The organism is Providencia sp. Me31A, assembly GCF_050487165.1.
GTDB lineage: Bacteria > Pseudomonadota > Gammaproteobacteria > Enterobacterales > Enterobacteriaceae > Providencia.
This window is the reverse complement of sequence record NZ_JBKQGZ010000008.1, coordinates 140,929-160,708: the sequence shown is the minus strand read 5'-3', so window position 1 is coordinate 160,708 and position 19,780 is coordinate 140,929. Positions and strand designations below refer to the sequence as shown.

Sequence of the window (19,780 nt, the reverse complement as noted above, 5' to 3'; positions counted from 1 at the left end):
AATTAATTACGCTTTAGCACGTTCTTCTAGCATCACAACAGCAGGGAGCTTTTTACCCTCAACAAACTCAAGGAAAGCACCGCCACCAGTAGAGATATATGAAATTTTGTCTGCAATATTAAATAAATCGATAGCGGCCAGCGTGTCACCACCACCTGCGATAGAGAATGCATCGCTATCGGCAATCGCTTTCGCAACAATTTCTGTTCCTTTACGGAAATTAGGGAATTCAAATACGCCCACTGGGCCATTCCACAAAATGGTTTTCGCATTTTTCAGGATTTCAGCCAGACGTTGTGCTGATTCATCACCTAAATCCAGAATTTGTTCTTCGTCTTTAATTTCAGTGCTGGCTTTCAATGTTGCTTCTGCAGTTTCAGAGAACTCAGTCGCAACGCGAACATCAGTCGGCACTGGGATTTGACAGTTTGCCAGTAATTTTTTCGCTTCAGGGATTAAGTCAGCCTCATATAATGAGCGACCAACATTATTGCCTTCTGCTGCAATAAAGGTATTTGCGATGCCGCCACCAACAATCAGTTGATCTGCGATTTTAGACAGGGAATCTAATACAGTCAGTTTAGTTGAAACTTTAGAACCACCCACAATCGCAACCATTGGGCGAGCAGGGTTATCTAATGCTTTACCTAATGCTTCTAACTCACCACTTAACAGCGGGCCAGCGCAAGCAACGGGAGAGAACTTAGCAACTCCATGCGTAGATGCTTGTGCACGGTGAGCTGTACCAAATGCATCCATCACATAGACATCACATAATGCAGCATATTGTTTTGACAGAGTTTCATCATCTTTTTTCTCGCCTTTATTAAAGCGAACGTTTTCCAAAACGACTAATTCGCCAGCCTCGATTTCGACACCGTTTAAGTAATCTTTGACTAAACGAACAGGGTAGTCCATTTTGTCGGCTAGGTAGTCAACAACAGGTTGCAGTGAAAACTCTTCGTTGTACTCGCCTTCAGTCGGACGACCAAGGTGAGAAGTGACCATGACTTTTGCGCCTTGCTTAAGAGCAGCTTCAATGGTTGGTAATGAAGCACGAATACGCGCATCAGAAGTAACTTTGCCATCTTTTACAGGAACGTTTAAGTCAGAACGGATGAAAACGCGTTTACCCGCTAAGTCTAAATCGGTCATCTTAATTACAGACATGGTGAATCCTCTTGTTGATTCTCTATAAAGTTTCTATCGATGACTGGGCAGGTACAAATACCCTGCTGTCTGTCAGTCACCAATTAGTTTAAACCTGTTCGTCGAAACCGACGGCAACCATCGCAAGAGTGGTATCTAGCATCCGGTTTGCAAACCCCCATTCGTTATCACACCAGACAAGGGTTTTAATTAAATGTTTGCCGCTAACTCGCGTTTGCGTACCATCAATAATAGCACTGTGTGGATCATGATTAAAATCCATCGACACGAGCGGCAATTCTGTATAGTCCACTATACCACGAAAACAGCCATGCGCAGCATTTCGCAATAATAGGTTAACTGTCTCAACGCAAACATCGTCATGTACGGTAACACTCAAATCAATAGCTGTCACATTCGTCGTCGGTACACGGACGGAAATCGCCTCAAAATGGTCTTTAAATTTCGGGAAAATTCGTGTAATCCCAGCCGCTAATTTAGTATCAACAGGGATAATTGATTGACTCGCAGCCCGAGTTCTACGTAAATCTTTATGATAAGCATCGATAACTGGTTGATCATTCATGGACGCGTGAATAGTTGTCACAGTACCCGATTCAATACCAAATGCTTCATCAAGTAGTTTGATAATCGGAATAATGCAGTTTGTCGTGCAAGACGCATTGGAAACAATGTTATCGCTAGCGGTTAGGCTATCATGATTAACCCCGTACACAATTGTCGCATCAAGGTCATCGGTACCGGGGTGCGAAAACAGCACCTTTTTCGCGCCAGCCGCAATATGTTTCAAACCATCGGCTCTTGAACCATAAACACCACTGCAATCTAGGACAACATCAATACTTAGCTCTTTCCAAGGTAACTCACCGATATCAGGTTGATGAAATAAGCGAATATTGTCATCCCCGACTTGCAATAGATCACCATTAAGCCGTACATCCCATGCAAATCGACCATGGCTGGAGTCATACTTTAGCAAATGAGCGATACCTTCCGGTTCAGCCAGTTCGTTAATCGCAACAACGACTATCTCTGCCCGACGGCTTGATTCATATAATGCTCTTAAAACACTTCGACCGATTCGACCAAAGCCATTTATTGCTATTCTGATAGCCATTACATACCTTGTATCTAAGCAAAATCACACGGTTGCTAAGGATAACTGACTCGCTCACTCTCTACTGCTCATTTTAGCTGTAAAACATCAAAAGTGTGCTCTAACCGACACTTTTTAAATATTTTTTCATTCCCTTTCATTTTACTGAAACGGTTCAGCTAATCTAGAATTAGATTAAGGGATAAAGTCACAGAACGCAATAGAAAATCGACAGCCGGTGCACAAAAAAACAACGCCTAATGATAAGTTAGGCGTTGTTACACAAAATATGATTACGTAGGGCATTCAGCATGTGAACACCCCTAAGTAAAGCTACTTATTTCAAAAGAGATTTTGCTGCATCAACCGCGTTTTCTACAGTGATACCGAACTCTTTATACAGTTCTTCTGCTGGTGCGGATTCACCAAAGGTATGCATACCAATGATAGCGCCATTTAGGCCTGTATATTTGAACCAGTAATCTGCAATACCCGCTTCAATAGCAACACGCGCGCTAACATTTGCAGGTAATACTGCTTCACGGTATGCCGCATCTTGTTTATCAAATGCATCCGTAGAAGGCATTGATACAACACGTACCTTACGACCTTCCGCTGTCAATAGGTCAGCTGCTTTTACCGCCAATTCGACTTCAGAACCTGTCGCAATAAAGATAAGCTCAGGTGTACCTGCGCAATCTTTCAGAATATAAGCGCCTTTCTCGATATTCGCTAATTGCTCCGCGGTGCGAGGTTGTTGCTCTAAGTTCTGGCGAGAGAAAATCAAAGCGCTAGGGCCATCTTTACGCTCAACCGCATATTTCCATGCAACTGCAGATTCGACTTGGTCACACGGACGCCACGTGCTGACGTTTGGCGTCACTCGCAGGCTTGCCAGTTGTTCAACCGGTTGGTGAGTTGGGCCATCTTCACCCAAACCAATAGAGTCGTGAGTATAAACAAAGATGCTGCGAACTTTCATCAATGCCGCCATACGTACCGCATTACGCGCATACTCAACGAACATCAGGAACGTTGCACCGTAAGGAATGAAACCACCATGTAACGCAATACCGTTCATGATAGCTGACATACCAAACTCACGCACACCGTAGTGAATGTAGTTACCTGCAGGGTCAACATTCAATGCTTTCGAACCTGACCACATGGTTAAGTTACTTGGCGCTAAGTCAGCAGAACCGCCCATAAACTCAGGTAATACTTTACCGAATGCTTCTAATGCATTTTGTGATGCTTTACGGCTTGCAATGTTAGCTGGATTTTGTTGCAGAGTTTCAACAAATTTTTTCGCTTCTGCATCAAAGTTTGCGGGTAATTCGCCGTTCATACGACGAGTAAACTCAGCCGCTAACTCAGGGAATTGTGAAGCATAAGCGGCAAATTTTTCATCCCACGCTTTCTGTTTTGCTGCGCCAGCGTTACGTGCATCCCAAGCTTCATAAATATCTTTAGGGATTTCGAACGGAGCGTAATTCCAACCTAATGCTTCGCGTGTTGCTGCGATCTCAGCATCACCTAATGGTGCACCGTGCACAGATTCGGAACCCGCTTTATTTGGTGAACCAAAACCAATAATGGTTTTACACATAATCAGTGTTGGCTTGTCTGATTTTTTCGCTTCATTTACCGCAGCATTGATTTGCGTAGCATCGTGACCATCGATATCACGAATAACATGCCAATTATAAGACTCAAAGCGTGCAGCCGTATCGTCAGTGAACCAGCCTTCAACTTCACCATCGATTGAAATGCCGTTATCATCATAGAATGCGATCAGTTTATTTAATTTAAGTGTACCCGCTAAAGAACATGCCTCATGCGAAATACCTTCCATCATACAACCATCACCCATAAAGACATAAGTATGATGGTTAACAACATCATGCCCAGGACGGTTAAATTGTGCGGCTAATGTACGCTCTGCAATTGCAAAACCGACTGCATTTGCAATACCTTGGCCTAAAGGACCGGTGGTTGTTTCAACACCTGGAGTATAGCCATATTCTGGGTGGCCCGGTGTTTTAGAGTGTAATTGGCGGAAGTTTTTTAACTCTTCGATAGATAAGTCATAACCAGTAAGGTGCAGCAAGCTATAAATCAACATTGAGCCATGACCATTTGACAATACAAAACGGTCACGATCCGCCCAGTGTGGGTTAGCTGGGTTATGATTCATATGGTCACGCCACAGCACTTCAGCAATATCAGCCATGCCCATTGGCGCGCCAGGATGCCCTGATTTTGCTTTTTGAACCGCATCCATACTTAGAAAGCGGATAGCATTAGCAAGGGTTTTACGAGTCGTCATCAGTATACTCCAGGTAGGATAAAAACGTACTTAAACCAATTTTTACAACGCAATATGAATAGTTCTACTTTCATTAGCGTCAACACGCCAATTATTGAATTTTCAATGCGTAACAAACTTGTCAGTCTTACAATATACGTTATACGTTGTATAGAGCAAAAGCCTTAACATCAAAACTCAAAGTATCACGAGCAGAGCGATTGAAAGTAACGCAAATCGATTCATACCGCAATATTTGCTATGTTCATGGCGGCAAATCGATAAAAATTAAAATGCCGCGAAGCTGAATCCATTCCATTGCGCAAAATATCCCTTAAGGCGTATCTTTTTGCGCAATTAACTAACCTTATTAAACCTGAGTTCACTGTCTGGGATCAAGGTGATTTATGCATCTTGAGCAATTAGCTGCTACATTAGTGATAATTGGCAAAGTTTTAAGCAAAAATAACATTAAAAACTTCCGAATCGTTCCGATTGCTTCATAAATCAAAAACAGCCGCCCTTTAAAACAAAAAGTAGAAACGATTTTTTGTTTTAAACCGCATTCTCCGATAAACCCGCTGCACTGACGGCAAAGATATCTTTAATCAAAATGATCAATAGAATGCTTCCAACCTAGCTGATGAGTAAAAGGGAAGTTAGCATGTCTGATATTTTTCAATATCAACGACAAAAACACTTTCACAGTGAATAATTACATAACAACATTTCTAGCGTTCATCCTAACCACAAGAAAAATTTTAAACTATCTTTTACCTTCATCGAAAATATAATGTTTTCTGATATTAATATTATTTTTTAAGATAGTTAATGGAAGTAACGTTTTTCTCTAATGAATAATTTATTTGGATTTATCAATATTTCTTACTAATTTACTTGCGCTATTTTTTGATATTAATTAAAAATCAATTATTGACGCTTGAACAAGCAGTGTAACAGCACTCACAACTGTAGAAAAAAACAGCAATCCATTTAAAGAGTAATAGATTTTTTGCCTATTAAACGCCTTATGTTATTTAATTTAAATAACATATAAAAATTACATAGCATAAAAAACACACGTCTAAATCGTCTAATAGAGAACAAAAAAAACTAACTGAAGCGTAATATTAATTATCGGAATAAAAAAATCACGTCTACAAATCAAAAAATAGTTACCCATTTTATCAAAAAGAAATGGGTAAATTATCAGCATTCGTTATTAATGATGGAGATTAACCAAACTTAATATTGAGAGAAAAAGAAAAAGCCCTGAGTTCAAAACTCAGGGCTTCAATATTTGGCGGAACGGACGGGACTCGAACCCGCGACCCCCTGCGTGACAGGCAGGTATTCTAACCAACTGAACTACCGCTCCGAATGTTCCTCTGTAGGAACGCGATGCATATTACGAATACTTCACAGGACAGTCAATACTTTTTCGTGGAAAAACGTGCAGTTGAACAGTTTTTCGCCTCAACTGACACACTCTGCCGGCTTATTTTCAATATCATTAATATATGTTTAATTATTTAATGTAGATTTTCATTTTCATCAGGTGATTGTCGCCAAAGACATGGCTTACCGCCTTTTTTATCAACAAGATCAAGCCGCGCCTCATGAGCTAAAATTTCATCATCAGTCGCATAGAGTACCTTTAACCCACTAGCAGGGCGCTCAATACGCTGAATTTCATATTCTTGCTCATTATTTGAAGATTCAGCATCCATCGAAAACGATAACGATGTTTGCCCGCCTGTCATCGCCAAATAAACGTCAGACAAAATCTCTGCATCGAGTAAAGCCCCGTGCAAAGTACGTTTTGAATTATCGATTAAATAACGGTCACATAACGCATCTAAGTTATTCCGCTTGCCGGGAAAAAGCTGACGAGCTAACACCAAGCTATCGGTGATAGTACAGAACTCCTGAGTTGGAGGGATACCTTTATTTAGCTTACGAAACTCATAATCCATAAATCCAATATCAAAAGGAGCATTGTGAATAACAAGTTCAGCGCCACGGATAAACTCAAGGAATTCATCTGCAATATCTGCAAGTACAGGTTTATCTTGTAAAAATTCGTCACTGATCCCATGCACTTCAAATGCTTCAGGGTCAACTAAGCGGTCAGGTTTAATGTAGACGTGAAAGTTACGTCCAGTCAAACGGCGGTTAATCACCTCAACCGCACCAATCTCAATAATGTTATGACCTTCATAATGAACCCCAAGCTTATTCATACCTGTGGTTTCAGTATCAAGAACAATTTGTCTGGTTATCACCGTGCTCATAATGTTTTTTTGTGTCAAACTAGAGGTGAATGAATAATATAGAGTGTACCAGAAATGACAAAGCAGGTAGAAATTTTCACGGACGGTTCCTGTTTGGGCAATCCAGGCCCTGGAGGATACGGGGTAGTTCTTCGTTATCAACAACACGAAAAAACATTAAGCGATGGCTATTTTATGACGACAAACAATCGAATGGAACTACTTGCTGCCATTGTCGCCCTTGAATCGTTAAAGCGCCCTTGTGATATTATTTTAACTACGGATAGCCAATACGTACGCCAAGGCATCACACAGTGGATACATAATTGGAAGCGCAAGCAATGGCGCAAAGCCGATAAATCACCGGTGGTCAATGTCGATTTATGGAAACGCTTAGATGAGGCAATTCAAAGGCATACAATTGATTGGCGCTGGGTCAAAGGACATGCAGGCCACCCAGAAAATGAGCAATGTGATGAACTTGCCCGCACAGCTGCGTCTGCTCCCACCAAAGAAGATACTGGCTACCAACCTGCAAAAGACTAACTGTTATGTTTACGTTTACTAAGCTCTTTTGCTGCCCCCAATGCAGTTCCGATCTTAACCTTAGGTTGTTTAAATTTTAATGGTGTCGGCGTGAGAGGGTATGTCCGCTTTCGCGCTACTATCACACTTAATACCCCCACCCCACCACAATTTTTATTAATTTTTCGTTGGGAATTCATCCAAGGAATAACATGGCAATTACGATGATATAAAACCTCATAATTTAACAAACTTAGCCAATCAAATACCCTAACGGATGGGAAAAAACGGCTGCAATAAGGCTGTTTTTTTCGCAAAATAGGAACTAGCTTCGCTAACCCAGCAATACTAAAAGGATTAAAACCAGAAATCACTAGCCAGCCGTCATCAATTAACACACGATCAACTTCTCTCAAAAGCCAATGAGGGTCATGGCTATAAGCTAAGCAATGTGTCAATAAGCATGCATCAATCGATTTTTCTGTAAATGGTAATGCTTCAGGCTGAGCAATAAGATTAAAACGAGGATCATTATCACCCACATTAAATTGATGGGAGATTAAACAGTCTTCAGTATGGATTTCAGTACTTAAATGACCTAACTTAAGTAAATGAAAACCAAACATCTTCGGCCACCAAGGTCGAAGCTGATTTTCTATAGCTTGGCGGTATTGTTCACCAAAAGGAATATCAGACCAACTAACGGGCATTTGAATTTTTTTATCAATACGCGCAGGCTTCATGACATTCCCCTTTTTTAACTAAGTATCGAGGTCACTATGGAGTTAATTCGAGTATCAGCTTTAAACGATAACTACATTTGGGTACTAGCTGATAACCATCAACAATGTATCATCGTCGATCCGGCTGAGGCAGAGCCTGTGCTCGAAACAATTGCGGCACGACATTTAACGCCAGTCGCTATTTTATTGACTCACCACCATAATGACCACACGGGTGGGGTCAAAGGAATTTTAAATAAATTTACAACTCTTCCTGTATTTGGCCCCAAAGAAACCCAAACCAAAGGTGCTACCGAACTCGTTGAAAATGGTGATAAAATTATAATTAACCATTTCAACCTACAAGTCATTTCATTATCAGGCCATACATCAGAACATATTGGTTTTTATCAAGCACCTTATTTATTTTGTGGTGACACTCTCTTTTCAGCAGGCTGCGGTCGTATCTTTGAAGGAACACCTGAACAAATGTTCGAATCTATTCAAAAAATTACCGAACTGCCCGATGACACTCTAATATGTTGTGCTCACGAATATACCTTATCAAATCTTAAGTTTGCTCACCACATTTGGCCTGAAAATAAGCCAATTTTCCAATATTTACAAAAAATAACTCAATTACGTAACAAACATCAACCTACAGTACCTACCACATTAAGAACTGAAAAAAAAATCAATATATTCCTACAGTGTGATAATCCACAATTGCAAAAAAAATTAAAGATTAGTACCCAAAATCCACCTTTAAGGGCTGTTTTTACCCTATTACGTCAATTAAAAGATGAGTATTGAAGTTTAATGATTGTCATCTCGGGGTGGGATAAGTATTATTGTTCGACTTTTAAACATCAAAACAAAGAACAATAGAGAATAATGAAGATAATCGCGACACTTATCGCCATTGTTCTGCTGGCAGGATGCCAAACTGCCCCGAAAAAAATTAAGCAGAACAAACCTTCAGCTAATCATACAATTGAAACAATAGCCCCTCATAACCAAGCAGCCAGTAGGCAACTACCTAAAGCTGATTATGACCTTTGGGGTTACATCAGTGATGAGCTAAAAATGAATATCCCTGACAACGCTCAAATCAGGGAATTGGCTAATAGTTATCAAAATAAACAAAGTTTTGTCTACGATGTGGCATTAAGAGCTGAGCCATACATGTACCTCATCGTAGACGAAATCAATGAACGCAACTTACCAATGGAATTAGCATTAATTCCTATTATTGAAAGCTCATTTAATCCCAAAGCAACCTCTCCGGCACAAGCAGCAGGGTTATGGCAAATTGTTCCAATTACGGCTCGCTCGTATGGCCTAAAGCAAACCCAATGGGTTGATGAACGCCGAGATGTTATTTCATCCACCAACGCAGCATTAGATTTACTTGAAAATCTCAATATTATGTTTGGTCATGATTGGGAGCTAACCCTCGCGGCTTATAATTGTGGCGAAGGCTGCGTACTAAATGCCATTAAAAAGAACGAAGCGGCGGGTTTACCTACCGATTTTTGGTCTCTTTCCTTACCAAAAGAAACCAAACTATATGTACCCAAAATACTAGCTCTTAGTAAGGTTCTAAAGACACCAGAAAGATACCAAGTTAGCCTGCCAAAAAGTAATAAAAGCAGAGCATTAACACAGGTTGATGTCGGTCAACAAATTACATTAACACAAGCGGCTGAATTAGCAGGTCTTACAGTAGAGTCAGTAAAAACATACAACTCAGGCTATACTCGAGGAGTAACATCGCCGACAGGCCCTCATTATATCATGTTGCCGACGGCTAAAGCTGAGCAGTTTAAAACTTCATTATCTGACCAAGATGTACTAGATACAATTCGTCTTGCTGTTGCGCAAAACCAGCAAGCCACAAGCCCTATTGCCAAAGCCCATCAAAACCGAACGAAAGCCTCTACATATAAAGTACGCCGAGGTGAATCGGTCGCCAGTATTGCCAAAAAGTTCAATACTACAGCGAAGACAATTCGCCAGTTAAATGGGCTAAAAACAACCAGTGTCATAAAACCTGGCCAAGTATTAAAAGTTTCAGGTACACAATCAGCGGTAAATAACCGTAAAACTAAAACTTATAAAGTTAGGAAAGGCGATTCCTATTATAGCATTGCCAAACGCCACGGTATAAAGCTCAATGATTTAATGAATTGGAATTCAGGCGTAAAAATGGCGGACTTAAAACCAGGTGTCACCTTAAACCTCTATCTGTAAATTGACTCATCTATAGGAACCTTTGTCATGTACTGACAAAGGTTTTTTCATATTAATGAAGTTGTCTCACGAATAAAGAAAATTTATTTAAATATGCTAACTGAGAAATAATTTTTATAACATTTTTTGTGTAAACATTTCATATTCACTGTACTAAAATAACCAAATAGTTAAATGTAATTTGGATCTTTCATCGAATTGAGTTTAGAAAGAACACACATGACAATCGTTCTAGCCACTTGCTGATAAATTAGAAAAAAATAGTTGATTAGGGGTGACTTATGTAATAATAATGCTATTATTATTTCGCGGCTAACCTAGTCCCAGCTGCCAGTCCGTATCGAATATCACTTATGTATAATATTAATAATCTTCGAAAGCTTAACGTACTAGCAAGAATCTTATATTTTTCAATATATTAGCATGTTATTTTTCTATATTTAACATAGGTGCTTTTAATTAGTTAACGTGACATTATTATTGATATAAAAATACACATAGCAAAAGTTTGATTCGCCTGCGGAGGTGACTATGGATGAATACTCACCCAAAAGACATGATATAGCAGAACTAAAATACTTATGTGGCAGCCTAAATCGAGATGCTATTCTAAGTTTACAAAAAACAAATACACATTGGATTAATGACTTAAGTTCTCCACAGAGTGCAGGCCTCAATGAACTTATTGAACATATCGCGGCTTTTGTATGGCGATTTAAAATCAAATATCCAAAAGAAAATCTTGTTATATCATTAATCGAAGAGTATCTCGATGAAACTTATGATTTATTTGGTAGCCCAGTTATTACCCTAAGTGAAATTAATGATTGGGAAACAATGAATCAAAACCTTGTTGCTGTGCTGGATGATGACCTAAAATGTCTCACCAGCAAAACATGAAGATATTATTTATCTTCGGCTAAACTATAACACCGTATAGTACTAAGTTATTTTCCATAAAAGAAAGGGTATTATGACCAAATCTGATTATCTGATGCGTTTAAGAAAATGCACCACCATTGAAACACTTGAGCGTGTCATTGAAAAAAATAAATATGAGTTATCTGATGATGAGTTAGAGTTATTTTACTCAGCTGCGGATCACCGCCTTGCTGAACTAACAATGAATAAGCTCTACGATAAAATTCCAGCATCTGTTTGGAAGTTTGTTAGATAATTTATTATTAACACGCGCAGATGGTAAATGGTTACAGCCGATAAATACACTTGTTTGTCGGCTAAACTCAATACAGCCTTGTTTCGTTATTAGCACTATCCATGATGCTAAGAGTACTTTTGATTTCTAATTTTCTCACCCTATTTCTTTTGAATCGATAATTAACAATTAATGCGATGCAATTAACTTTCATTTATTTTAAATTCCTATTTTAAAAATAAAAGCCAAATTTAAATTTATAAAGTAATTGAATAGATTATACGTTGTGAGGTAAATAATATTTATATAAGGAAATAAAATATATTTATATTACTTTGATAAATAATAGAAGAGCTAAGTGGGTGGGAGCCCTGCCAGCGACATCCCGGCACACACGACCCCTGCTATGGCTGCTTCCTTCCGGACCTGACCAAGTTAACAAGTTAGTGTTGCGGGAGAACCAACAGAGCCCCCATTGATTGCTTCTTTCAAAGCACGGGCATTATGCTTGATAGCCAATCAAATAGCAAGAAAGCCGCAGCTAAGTGCTGATTTATTACACAAAAAAAACACAAAGTAGCAAAATAGCCAACTGTAGCTTCACTGTATTGTTAGTTCGCAGGCTCCATCAATAACTCAATATTTTTTGTTATACCATTATTAATAACTTCAACGGCTGAATCACTAACATACAGTAATTTTCCACCTGAATTAATTGTTGCACTGACAGTTAATCGACCTTCTGGTCTAACTTCATTCTTATGGTAGGTTAACTCAAATGGAAGAGTTGGCCGATTATTCAATGAATTATAATTTTTTTTCGACAGTATTAATGCTGGCAAGTCCGCAACTGAATTATCCACTAATTTTACTGTGACTATTGCGTCAGGAGGTAAAATAGAATCTTGTAAAATCACAACTCGCCCATCGACTCTTCCCAAATCAACAGTTTGATTATTTTGAGAATTTAGTGCTTTTTCACTTGGGTTAGTACTGTTTCCTTCACAACCAATCAACGCAAAAATCACTAATAAACTAGCGATGTAACGAAGAGACTTCATAGTCATTACCTATAATACAATGTTTATTAAACATATCTAAAAACTAAGTTGACGAATCATTTTTAGATATGAAATTGAGGAAAGTATAACCAATATATATAGAATAACAAATTAATATTTCTAAATGTAACAATCGGTAAACGTCAATATATACAAACACAATCAGCCTACCTATTTTTAGTAAATAGTGGGAAAATACGGATATCTCATTAATGTATAGCTAAATCTAAGGTGACTATGAGCCCTGAATTAAAAAACTTAATTGGCCTGATTGAACTTGAGAAAATTGAGGAAGGTATTTTTCGAGGGCAAAGCGAGGACCTTGGTTTGCCACAAGTTTTTGGTGGTCAGGTTGTGGGTCAAGCGATGTATGCAGCAAAACAAACCACACCAGAAGACAGAGAAATTAACTCCTTTCATAGTTATTTCCTACGCCCAGGTGATAGCTTTCGTCCTATTGTTTACGACGTGGAAATTTTACGCGATGGCGGCAGCTTTAGTACACGACGAGTAAGTGCAATCCAAAACGGTAAGCCGATATTCTTTATGACGGCTTCATTTCAGTCACACGAGGAAGGCTATAGCCATCAGAATCTAATGCCAGATGTTGTAGCTCCTTCACAATTAATCTCGCAAGATGATATTGTGAAACGCTTAGCGGATAAATTGCCAGAGTCTGTCAAGAAATATGCTCTCAGGCCCACGCCATTTGAATTTCGCCCAGTAGAATTCTATAGTCCTTTTGATGCACCTCCTCAAGAGCCTTTCCGTTATATTTGGTTTAAAGCTAAAGGACAACTTCCTGACATCCCATCATTACACCAATATTTGCTTGGCTATGCTTCTGACTATAATTTTCTGCCCGCGGCTTTACAGCCCCATGGTCGAGGTTTTATGGAGCGAGACCTACAAGTAGCAACTATTGATCATTCAATGTGGTTTCATCGCCCATTTAAAATTGATAATTGGTTGTTGTATGCTGTCGAAAGCCCTTCGGCATCAGGTGGAAGAGGTTTTGTGAAAGGGCAAGTCTATACCCCTCAAGGAGAACTGGTTGCAACGGCGGTGCAAGAAGGAGTAATCCGCCATAGGCAACCTCGTTAACCAGTAGAAAGTAAGTAATCACTTACACTTGTAAAGAAAAGGTAATGGCAGTCAATAATAAACTGCCATTATCAATTCGAATTGAACACAGTTTTATCCTGTTTTCTTTGTGGGAAAATAGCAAAAAATTTCTTTAATTATAGGCACTTTCACCATGTGAAGTAATATCTAAGCCTTCTCTTTCTTGTTCAACATTAACTCTTAAACCTGTTGTTTTTTCTGCAACTTTAAAGGCAATAAAAGCAACTGTTGCAGTCCAAACAACACAGACTAAGATACTCACGGCTTGGGCTCCCAATTGTTTCATCATCGTTACCCCATCAGCGTAGCCACTCCCCCCTAATATACGAGAAGTGAAGACTCCCGTTAGCAAACACCCTAAAATGCCACAAACGCCGTGAACACCAAAAACATCACATACATCATCAACTTTTAGCCAGCGTTTTAAAATAACAACCCCCCACAAACCAGCAGCTCCCGAAAGGAGCCCAATAATTAAAGCGCCCCCAACACCAACGGTTCCGGCCGCAGGAGTCACTCCCACTAGCCCAGCCAAACAACCAGAGCAGGCACCTAAAAGTGACGGTTTATCTCTAAAAATCCATTCGGCTAGTGTCCAAGATAAAATTGCTCCCGCGGCAGCCGCGCTAGTATTTACAAAGGCTAAAGCAGCAATACTATCAGCGCTACCCGCTGAGCCTGCATTAAAACCAAACCAGCCAATAAATAGAATTGAAGTTCCCATAAATACCATAGGAAGATTATGGGGCTTAATGGCTTCCTTACCGAGTCCTGTTCGATAGCCAAGTAAGTAAGCACCAACTAAACCAGCAACGGCAGCATTAATATGTACGACTGTCCCCCCCGCAAAATCAAGAGCACCATCCTGTGATAAGATCCCTCCCCCCCATACCATATGAGCCATAGGGAGATAAGAGAATGTTGTCCAAATAAGGGCAAAAACCAATATCGCCGAAAACTTGATACGTTCACCTAACGCACCAACGACTAACGCAACGGTTAAACAAGCAAACGCCCCTTGAAATGCCACATGAACAAATTGAGAAATAGTGCCTGATAAACTTTCAACGTTTATCCCTTTTAGCATAACTTGGTTAAAACCACCGAAAAAAGCATTTCCATTGCTAAACGCTAAGCTATACCCATAAATAATCCAAATAACAGAAACTAACGCTAAAATCACCGTTGTTTGCGCCATTAATGAAAGTACGTTCTTACTCCTTAACAACCCTCCATAAAATAACGCAATACCGGGTACTATCATGAAAATCACGAGTGCTGTCGAAATCATCATAAAAGCATTGTCCGCTTTATCTAATGTCCCTTCTGATGCAAACACCGTCAAAGGAAAACTGACAACTATCAATAGAAGCCATTTACTCATAGCCATTCCCCTAAAGTGCATCATCTTGTTTTTCTCCGGTACGAATTCGCACCGCTTGCTCCAATGGTAAAATAAATATTTTTCCATCCCCCACTTGACCGGTATGAGCCTTTTTTTCAATTGTCCCAATGGCTTGATCGACCAATTCATCAGGAACAGCTATTTCTATTCGCACCTTTGGTAAAAAATCAACTGTGTATTCGGCTCCTCGATACAATTCAGCATGCCCTTTTTGGCGACCAAAACCACGCACTTCTGTAATTGTCATACCTTGAATACCAATCTCCGAGAGTGCCTCACGCACTTCATCTAGCTTAAATGGCTTAATAATTACGATGATATATTTCATTTCCACTCCTTAAGTCATGCAAAATGCATTAACTAAAGAGCAAATCTCATGCCAAAAAATTATTTTCTTTAAGATTCAATAGGAAAGAATAAAATAAAAAACCACTCGATTGAGTGGTTTTGTAGGCTGCATTATAACTGTGCAGAATAATTAACTGGTAATAGGCTCTACTTCAGCATCACAATGTGTATTCAGCGATTCACCAACTTGTTGCAACTGGTACATTTGATAATAACGCCCTTTTTGCTGCAAAAGTTGTTGATGTTTACCTTGCTCTACGATTGCACCACGATGTAGCACGATAACTTTATCTGCATCGACAATAGTTGATAGACGGTGGGCAATCACGACCAGCGTGGTGCGCTCGCGGATCATGCGCAGGGCTTTCTGTATAGCTTGTTCGGTACCTGAATCAATATTCGCCGTTGCTTCATCTAAAATTAAAATTTTAGGTGTGATAACAAGAACTCGAGCCATTGCTAATAACTGCCTTTGACCTACGGACAGTGTATTACCTTGCTCACCAAGTACCGTATCTAACTCATCAGGCAACCCGCGAACTAACTCTGCAAGTTGGACTATTTCAAGTACATCCCAGACTTTCTGCTGGCTAATATCGCGGCCTAATGCAACGTTATCAAAAAATGAAGCGGCAAGAACGACGGGATCTTGCTGCACCATCGCAATACTATTACGCAACACTTGGTGTGACAATGAGCTCAAGTCACGTCCATCTAGTAAAATTTCACCTTTTTGCCATGGGTAATAGCCCATAATTAAATTGGCAATAGTACTTTTCCCACTACCGGTATGTCCCACTAATGCAATAAAATTATTATCTGGCACATGTAAATTGATATCTTTAAGTACTATTTTGTCATCACGATAAGCAAACGAAAGATGATTAATCGTGATAGATCCACCTTGCAATGGAGCCTCATTCGCCCCATAAGCTTGCTGAGGACTATCCATCAGTTCAAATACTCTTTCCCCAGACACTACCGCTTGTTGTAACATGGATTGTTGGGATGTTAGCTCAATTAATGGCTCGTTGAGCCTACCTAAATAATTGATAAACGCATATAAAACTCCAACACCTATCGTTGTGGTTCCTTCAAATCCAAATAATAGCAATAAACCACATAAGACAGAGGCTGAAAGTAAACTGAGCAACGGTCTTAAAAGCAAACCATCGAGTTTGAGCGCCTTCATACGTGCCCAGTAGTGGTCTTGGCTCACAGCCTGCATTTTGGCCCCAAATCTCGCTTGCTGTAAAAATTGCTGGATAACGGTCATTCCATTGATAACCTCATTAAACCCATTATTAATATCAGCAAGATAAGACCTAACACGGCGTACTATTGGTGTACTAAGACGCTGGTAAACAATCATAACCACGAATACAAGAGGAAAAATCATTACCGCAACTGATGCCATACGCCACTCTAATGAGAACATCGCGACTAACATGGCACAAATTAATGCTAAGCTACGAAAAACAGTAGGTACAACCATGACAAATAGGTCTTTAATTACCTCAGTGTCATTCGTAACGCGTGAAATTAGTTGGCCAACAGGTTGCTTATCAAATGCGCTCAAAGGCTGCCTTAATGCCGCATTCATTACGTCAGTCCGCAATGTTTGAACGACGCCAACGGAAGCTTTATTAAATAAAATGATTTGATAATAATGTAGTAGTGCAGCAATAACCTGAAGCAATACAAACCCAATAACCATATACAAGGCCAATGGCATAATAATTTGCTTTTTAGCAACCATATTGTCAATGAAGTAGCTGATCAACAGTGGCCCGCTGACTTCTGCAATCGCAGCTAACCATAGCATCGCAATGGCGATCCCCATGGTGCCACGATATGCTTTTCCATATGATAGTAAGCGCTTTAGTGCTGGCCAAAGCGGTTTTTTCTGGCTCATAACTCACCATCCAAAGCGGCTTCAATTTGTTGATAATGATACATATCTTTATACCAGCCGGACTGACTGATTAAAGCATCATGCTTACCTTGTATAACAGTAGTACCTTGAGATAAGACTAAAATATTATCTGCCTCAACCAGTGCCGATAATCGATGAGCACTGATAATCAGTGTTCTTCCTTGACGCCAACGGCTTAGATTTTGCAAAATTGTAAACTCAGTTTGACCATCTACCGCAGACAAAGCATCATCTAACACCAGTATTTCTGCATTTTGTAAAATTGCTCGAGCAATTGAAATTCGCTGTTTTTGACCTCCAGACAACATCACGCCACGTTCACCTACTTCAGTTTGATACCCTTCAGGTAAACGTAAAATATCATCATGCACACAAGCAATGCGTGCCGCTTGTTCAATATCCTCTGGTGATGCATCTGGCCGCCCGAGCGCAATATTACCCGCTACAGTATCTGAAAATAAAAAAGGTGATTGATTCACTATAGACAACCTTCCACGCCATTCATCTAGCTTTATTTCTGGCAATGGTAGCCCTTGGTAACAAATCGAGCCTTCGGTAATATCAAACTGGCGCTGTAATAGTGTCAATAACGTTGACTTGCCGGCTCCCGTTGGTCCGCAAATCCCTAAAAACTGTCCGGGTTGTAAATCAAACCGGATATTATGTAATGCTGGTCGTGTTGTTTCAGGATAACTAAAATTGAGAATATTAACGTTCAGTGTACTTTTTTCTACTTGCAAAGAGTGGGTGCCATCTTGAATAACTAAAGGTTCATTCAATAAACTCAGGATACGGCTATATGCTGCACTTCCTCGTTCAACAATGTTAAACATCCACGCAAGGGCTAGCATTGGCCAAATCATCAACCCTAAATACATCACAAAACTCGTCAGTTCACCTAATGTTAAGCTTCCATTAAGTACCATCCAACTTCCACCAGCAATTGCGAGTAGGTTTGCCATTCCAATAGCAAGGAAAATAGTTGGATCAAAACGCGCATCAACCTTTGCAACGTGCATATTGCGACGTCCAGCTTCAGTTGCGACTTGTTCAAATTGATTAGATTGGTGGTCTTCAAGCCCAAAGGCCTTGATCATACGAATACTACTTAAACTTTCTTGCGCATGATTATTTAACGATGAAAATGCCCCTTGAGCATGTTTAAAGCGCTGATGAAGCAGGTCCCCATAGCGTTTAATCACTATCGCCATGATAGGCATCGGGATCAGAGCGAGTAAAGTCAGTTGCCAACTAATTTCGACACTCATCATAATAAGCACCGCACACCCCATCACCAACGAGTCGACTAATGTCAAAACCCCTTCGCCCGCAGCAAATACCACACGATCAACATCATTGGTTGTACGTGCAATTAAATCCCCTGTACGATATTTAAGATAAAATGCTTGATTTTGTAGGCTTAATTGCTGATAAAATTTTTGACGTAGCTGAACTGCCAACTTATAGGATGCACCGAACAACCATAAGCGCCAAACATATCGCAAGCCATAAACAATTAATGCGATAAATAACATGACTAAAATATAAATCATGAGCTGGCTTTTAGGCATGGTCTCTTTACTGATCCCATCAACGACAACACCAACAATACGTGGAGGAACCAATTGTAAAATAGCAATGATAATTAAAAAGCAAACTGCCCCAAGATAGCGCCGCCATTCACTCAAAAAATACCAACTTAGTTGTGAAAATAATCGCACGTATTACTGCCTTGAATGATGTTGATTGACTAAAGAATAATTAAAAATTTTTACCCTATCTGGGTTAATCTGGGATCGGTAATACCGTTGTATGCTTGATTTTTTCCATCACAAAGCTAGATGTCACATCAATTAAACCATGAACCCCATTAACCAGTTTTTTATAAAATAAGTCGTAGGACTGCATGTCATGAACTTCTACCTGCATAAGATAATCATATTCTCCAGCCATGCGATAAAACATCAAAACTTCAGGAAGCTGGCTAGCAAACGATACAAATTGTTCATACCACTCACTATTATGGTGTTGAGTTTTGATTGCCACGATAACGGTTAATCCTAAACCTAACTTTTCACCATCCAATAAAGTGACGCGCCCTCGAATATACCCCTCATCTTCAAGACGCTTCAATCTTTTCCAGCACGGAGTTGAAGTTAAATTAACAGCTTCTGCAAGGGTATTCAGGGATAAACTACTGTCGTTTTGTAATAAACAAAGCAGTTTTTTGTCTATTTTATCTAACATAGTTACTCTCTTGGCTTAGATGTAAATACTTTTTAGGCTGTCATTGAATAACAATATTATGCAAAATTGAAAGAGTTAAAAACAATTATAATGTTACTAATTCGTACTATTATAGAATAATTTTACACAAATAGCTCAATAAGAGTATAAATAAC

The 19,780-nt window shown here is 39.6% G+C and carries 17 protein-coding genes, 1 tRNA gene and 1 other RNA gene; 6 read left to right on the top strand and 13 right to left on the bottom strand.

The window, feature by feature from the left end; all coding sequences use genetic code 11:
* Window positions 1-6: 6 nt before the first annotated feature.
* The 5 genes from pgk to dnaQ form a co-directional block, all read right to left on the bottom strand.
* Window positions 7-1,170: a phosphoglycerate kinase gene (gene pgk, locus ACLPIE_RS08460; RefSeq protein WP_430261094.1), complete on the bottom strand. Its 1,164-nt coding sequence runs from the start codon at window positions 1,168-1,170 to the stop codon at window positions 7-9.
* Window positions 1,171-1,258: 88 nt separating this feature from the next.
* Complete coding sequence (gene epd / locus ACLPIE_RS08455) at window positions 1,259-2,287, bottom strand: erythrose-4-phosphate dehydrogenase (RefSeq protein WP_430261092.1); 1,029 nt, start codon at window positions 2,285-2,287, stop codon at window positions 1,259-1,261.
* A 316-nt stretch (window positions 2,288-2,603) separates the two neighbouring features.
* Complete coding sequence (gene tkt / locus ACLPIE_RS08450; protein ID WP_430261090.1) at window positions 2,604-4,595, bottom strand: transketolase; 1,992 nt, start codon at window positions 4,593-4,595, stop codon at window positions 2,604-2,606.
* A 1,280-nt stretch (window positions 4,596-5,875) separates the two neighbouring features.
* Window positions 5,876-5,952, bottom strand: a tRNA-Asp gene (locus ACLPIE_RS08445).
* A 154-nt stretch (window positions 5,953-6,106) separates the two neighbouring features.
* Complete coding sequence (gene dnaQ / locus ACLPIE_RS08440; RefSeq protein ID WP_430261088.1) at window positions 6,107-6,868, bottom strand: DNA polymerase III subunit epsilon; 762 nt, start codon at window positions 6,866-6,868, stop codon at window positions 6,107-6,109.
* Window positions 6,869-6,922: 54 nt separating this feature from the next.
* On the opposite strand from dnaQ, the gene rnhA reads away from it, so the two are divergent.
* A complete protein-coding gene (gene rnhA, locus ACLPIE_RS08435; RefSeq protein ID WP_430261086.1) occupies window positions 6,923-7,393 on the top strand; it encodes a ribonuclease HI in 471 nt (156 codons plus the stop codon).
* Here rnhA and ACLPIE_RS08430 read toward each other — a convergent pair.
* Entirely contained in the window at window positions 7,390-8,115 is a 726-nt protein-coding gene (locus tag ACLPIE_RS08430) for a class I SAM-dependent methyltransferase (protein ID WP_430261084.1), read from the bottom strand. The two genes, rnhA and ACLPIE_RS08430, sit on opposite strands and share 4 nt — an antisense overlap.
* A 36-nt stretch (window positions 8,116-8,151) precedes the next feature.
* On the opposite strand from ACLPIE_RS08430, the gene gloB reads away from it, so the two are divergent.
* The 4 genes from gloB (at window position 8,152) to ACLPIE_RS08410 (ending at window position 11,524) form a co-directional block, all read left to right on the top strand.
* Complete coding sequence (gene gloB / locus ACLPIE_RS08425) at window positions 8,152-8,907, top strand: hydroxyacylglutathione hydrolase (protein ID WP_430261082.1); 756 nt, start codon at window positions 8,152-8,154, stop codon at window positions 8,905-8,907.
* An 81-nt stretch (window positions 8,908-8,988) separates the two neighbouring features.
* Window positions 8,989-10,347, top strand: a complete 1,359-nt coding sequence (gene mltD / locus ACLPIE_RS08420) for a murein transglycosylase D (RefSeq protein WP_430261080.1) — start codon at window positions 8,989-8,991, stop codon at window positions 10,345-10,347.
* A 531-nt stretch (window positions 10,348-10,878) separates the two neighbouring features.
* Window positions 10,879-11,247, top strand: a complete 369-nt coding sequence (tomB, locus tag ACLPIE_RS08415) for an Hha toxicity modulator TomB (RefSeq protein ID WP_430261078.1) — start codon at window positions 10,879-10,881, stop codon at window positions 11,245-11,247.
* Window positions 11,248-11,320: 73 nt separating this feature from the next.
* Entirely contained in the window at window positions 11,321-11,524 is a 204-nt protein-coding gene (locus ACLPIE_RS08410) for an HHA domain-containing protein (RefSeq protein ID WP_004905417.1), read from the top strand.
* Between the two features lie 348 nt (window positions 11,525-11,872).
* On the opposite strand, the gene ffs is transcribed toward ACLPIE_RS08410, so the two are convergent.
* Both ffs and ACLPIE_RS08400 read right to left on the bottom strand, forming a co-directional pair.
* Window positions 11,873-11,969: signal recognition particle sRNA small type (ffs, locus tag ACLPIE_RS08405), an RNA gene on the bottom strand.
* Window positions 11,970-12,114: 145 nt separating this feature from the next.
* Entirely contained in the window at window positions 12,115-12,564 is a 450-nt protein-coding gene (locus ACLPIE_RS08400) for a YbaY family lipoprotein (protein WP_430261076.1), read from the bottom strand.
* A gap of 237 nt (window positions 12,565-12,801) precedes the next feature.
* On the opposite strand from ACLPIE_RS08400, the gene ACLPIE_RS08395 reads away from it, so the two are divergent.
* Window positions 12,802-13,668, top strand: coding sequence for an acyl-CoA thioesterase domain-containing protein (locus tag ACLPIE_RS08395; protein ID WP_430261074.1), 867 nt, complete (start codon window positions 12,802-12,804; stop codon window positions 13,666-13,668).
* Window positions 13,669-13,801: 133 nt separating this feature from the next.
* On the opposite strand, the gene amtB is transcribed toward ACLPIE_RS08395, so the two are convergent.
* The 5 genes from amtB to ACLPIE_RS08370 all read right to left on the bottom strand — a co-directional run bounded on the left by amtB (window position 13,802) and on the right by ACLPIE_RS08370 (window position 19,625).
* Complete coding sequence (gene amtB, locus ACLPIE_RS08390; protein WP_430261073.1) at window positions 13,802-15,073, bottom strand: ammonium transporter AmtB; 1,272 nt, start codon at window positions 15,071-15,073, stop codon at window positions 13,802-13,804.
* A 10-nt stretch (window positions 15,074-15,083) separates the two neighbouring features.
* Entirely contained in the window at window positions 15,084-15,422 is a 339-nt protein-coding gene (locus tag ACLPIE_RS08385; RefSeq protein WP_430261071.1) for a P-II family nitrogen regulator, read from the bottom strand.
* A 150-nt stretch (window positions 15,423-15,572) separates the two neighbouring features.
* Window positions 15,573-17,357 carry a SmdB family multidrug efflux ABC transporter permease/ATP-binding protein gene (locus tag ACLPIE_RS08380; RefSeq protein WP_430261069.1) on the bottom strand — a complete coding sequence of 595 codons (1,785 nt, stop codon included), beginning with the start codon at window positions 17,355-17,357 and terminating at the stop codon, window positions 15,573-15,575.
* Entirely contained in the window at window positions 17,354-19,099 is a 1,746-nt protein-coding gene (locus tag ACLPIE_RS08375) for a SmdA family multidrug ABC transporter permease/ATP-binding protein (RefSeq protein ID WP_430261067.1), read from the bottom strand. Before ACLPIE_RS08375 ends, ACLPIE_RS08380 begins: the two co-directional genes overlap by 4 nt.
* 64 nt (window positions 19,100-19,163) lie before the next feature.
* Window positions 19,164-19,625 carry an Lrp/AsnC family transcriptional regulator gene (locus ACLPIE_RS08370; RefSeq protein ID WP_430261066.1) on the bottom strand — a complete coding sequence of 154 codons (462 nt, stop codon included), beginning with the start codon at window positions 19,623-19,625 and terminating at the stop codon, window positions 19,164-19,166.
* Between the last annotated feature and the right edge of the window lie 155 nt (window positions 19,626-19,780).

Bases quoted from the DNA above. Each gene is read 5' to 3' on its own strand.
- dnaQ (WP_430261088.1), bottom strand. From the start codon at position 6,868: ATGAGCACGGTGATAACCAGACAAATTGTTCTTGATACTGAAACCACA.
- ACLPIE_RS08370 (WP_430261066.1), bottom strand. From the start codon at position 19,625: ATGTTAGATAAAATAGACAAAAAACTGCTTTGTTTATTACAAAACGAC.
- gloB (WP_430261082.1), top strand. From the start codon at position 8,152: ATGGAGTTAATTCGAGTATCAGCTTTAAACGATAACTACATTTGGGTA.
- ACLPIE_RS08430 (WP_430261084.1), bottom strand. From the start codon at position 8,115: ATGAAGCCTGCGCGTATTGATAAAAAAATTCAAATGCCCGTTAGTTGG.
- ACLPIE_RS08385 (WP_430261071.1), bottom strand. From the start codon at position 15,422: ATGAAATATATCATCGTAATTATTAAGCCATTTAAGCTAGATGAAGTG.
- ACLPIE_RS08395 (WP_430261074.1), top strand. From the start codon at position 12,802: ATGAGCCCTGAATTAAAAAACTTAATTGGCCTGATTGAACTTGAGAAA.
- epd (WP_430261092.1), bottom strand. From the start codon at position 2,287: ATGGCTATCAGAATAGCAATAAATGGCTTTGGTCGAATCGGTCGAAGT.
- ACLPIE_RS08410 (WP_004905417.1), top strand. From the start codon at position 11,321: ATGACCAAATCTGATTATCTGATGCGTTTAAGAAAATGCACCACCATT.
- tkt (WP_430261090.1), bottom strand. From the start codon at position 4,595: ATGACGACTCGTAAAACCCTTGCTAATGCTATCCGCTTTCTAAGTATG.
- pgk (WP_430261094.1), bottom strand. From the start codon at position 1,170: ATGTCTGTAATTAAGATGACCGATTTAGACTTAGCGGGTAAACGCGTT.
- tomB (WP_430261078.1), top strand. From the start codon at position 10,879: ATGGATGAATACTCACCCAAAAGACATGATATAGCAGAACTAAAATAC.
- ACLPIE_RS08400 (WP_430261076.1), bottom strand. From the start codon at position 12,564: ATGAAGTCTCTTCGTTACATCGCTAGTTTATTAGTGATTTTTGCGTTG.
- mltD (WP_430261080.1), top strand. From the start codon at position 8,989: ATGAAGATAATCGCGACACTTATCGCCATTGTTCTGCTGGCAGGATGC.
- ACLPIE_RS08380 (WP_430261069.1), bottom strand. From the start codon at position 17,357: ATGAGCCAGAAAAAACCGCTTTGGCCAGCACTAAAGCGCTTACTATCA.
- amtB (WP_430261073.1), bottom strand. From the start codon at position 15,073: ATGAGTAAATGGCTTCTATTGATAGTTGTCAGTTTTCCTTTGACGGTG.
- rnhA (WP_430261086.1), top strand. From the start codon at position 6,923: ATGACAAAGCAGGTAGAAATTTTCACGGACGGTTCCTGTTTGGGCAAT.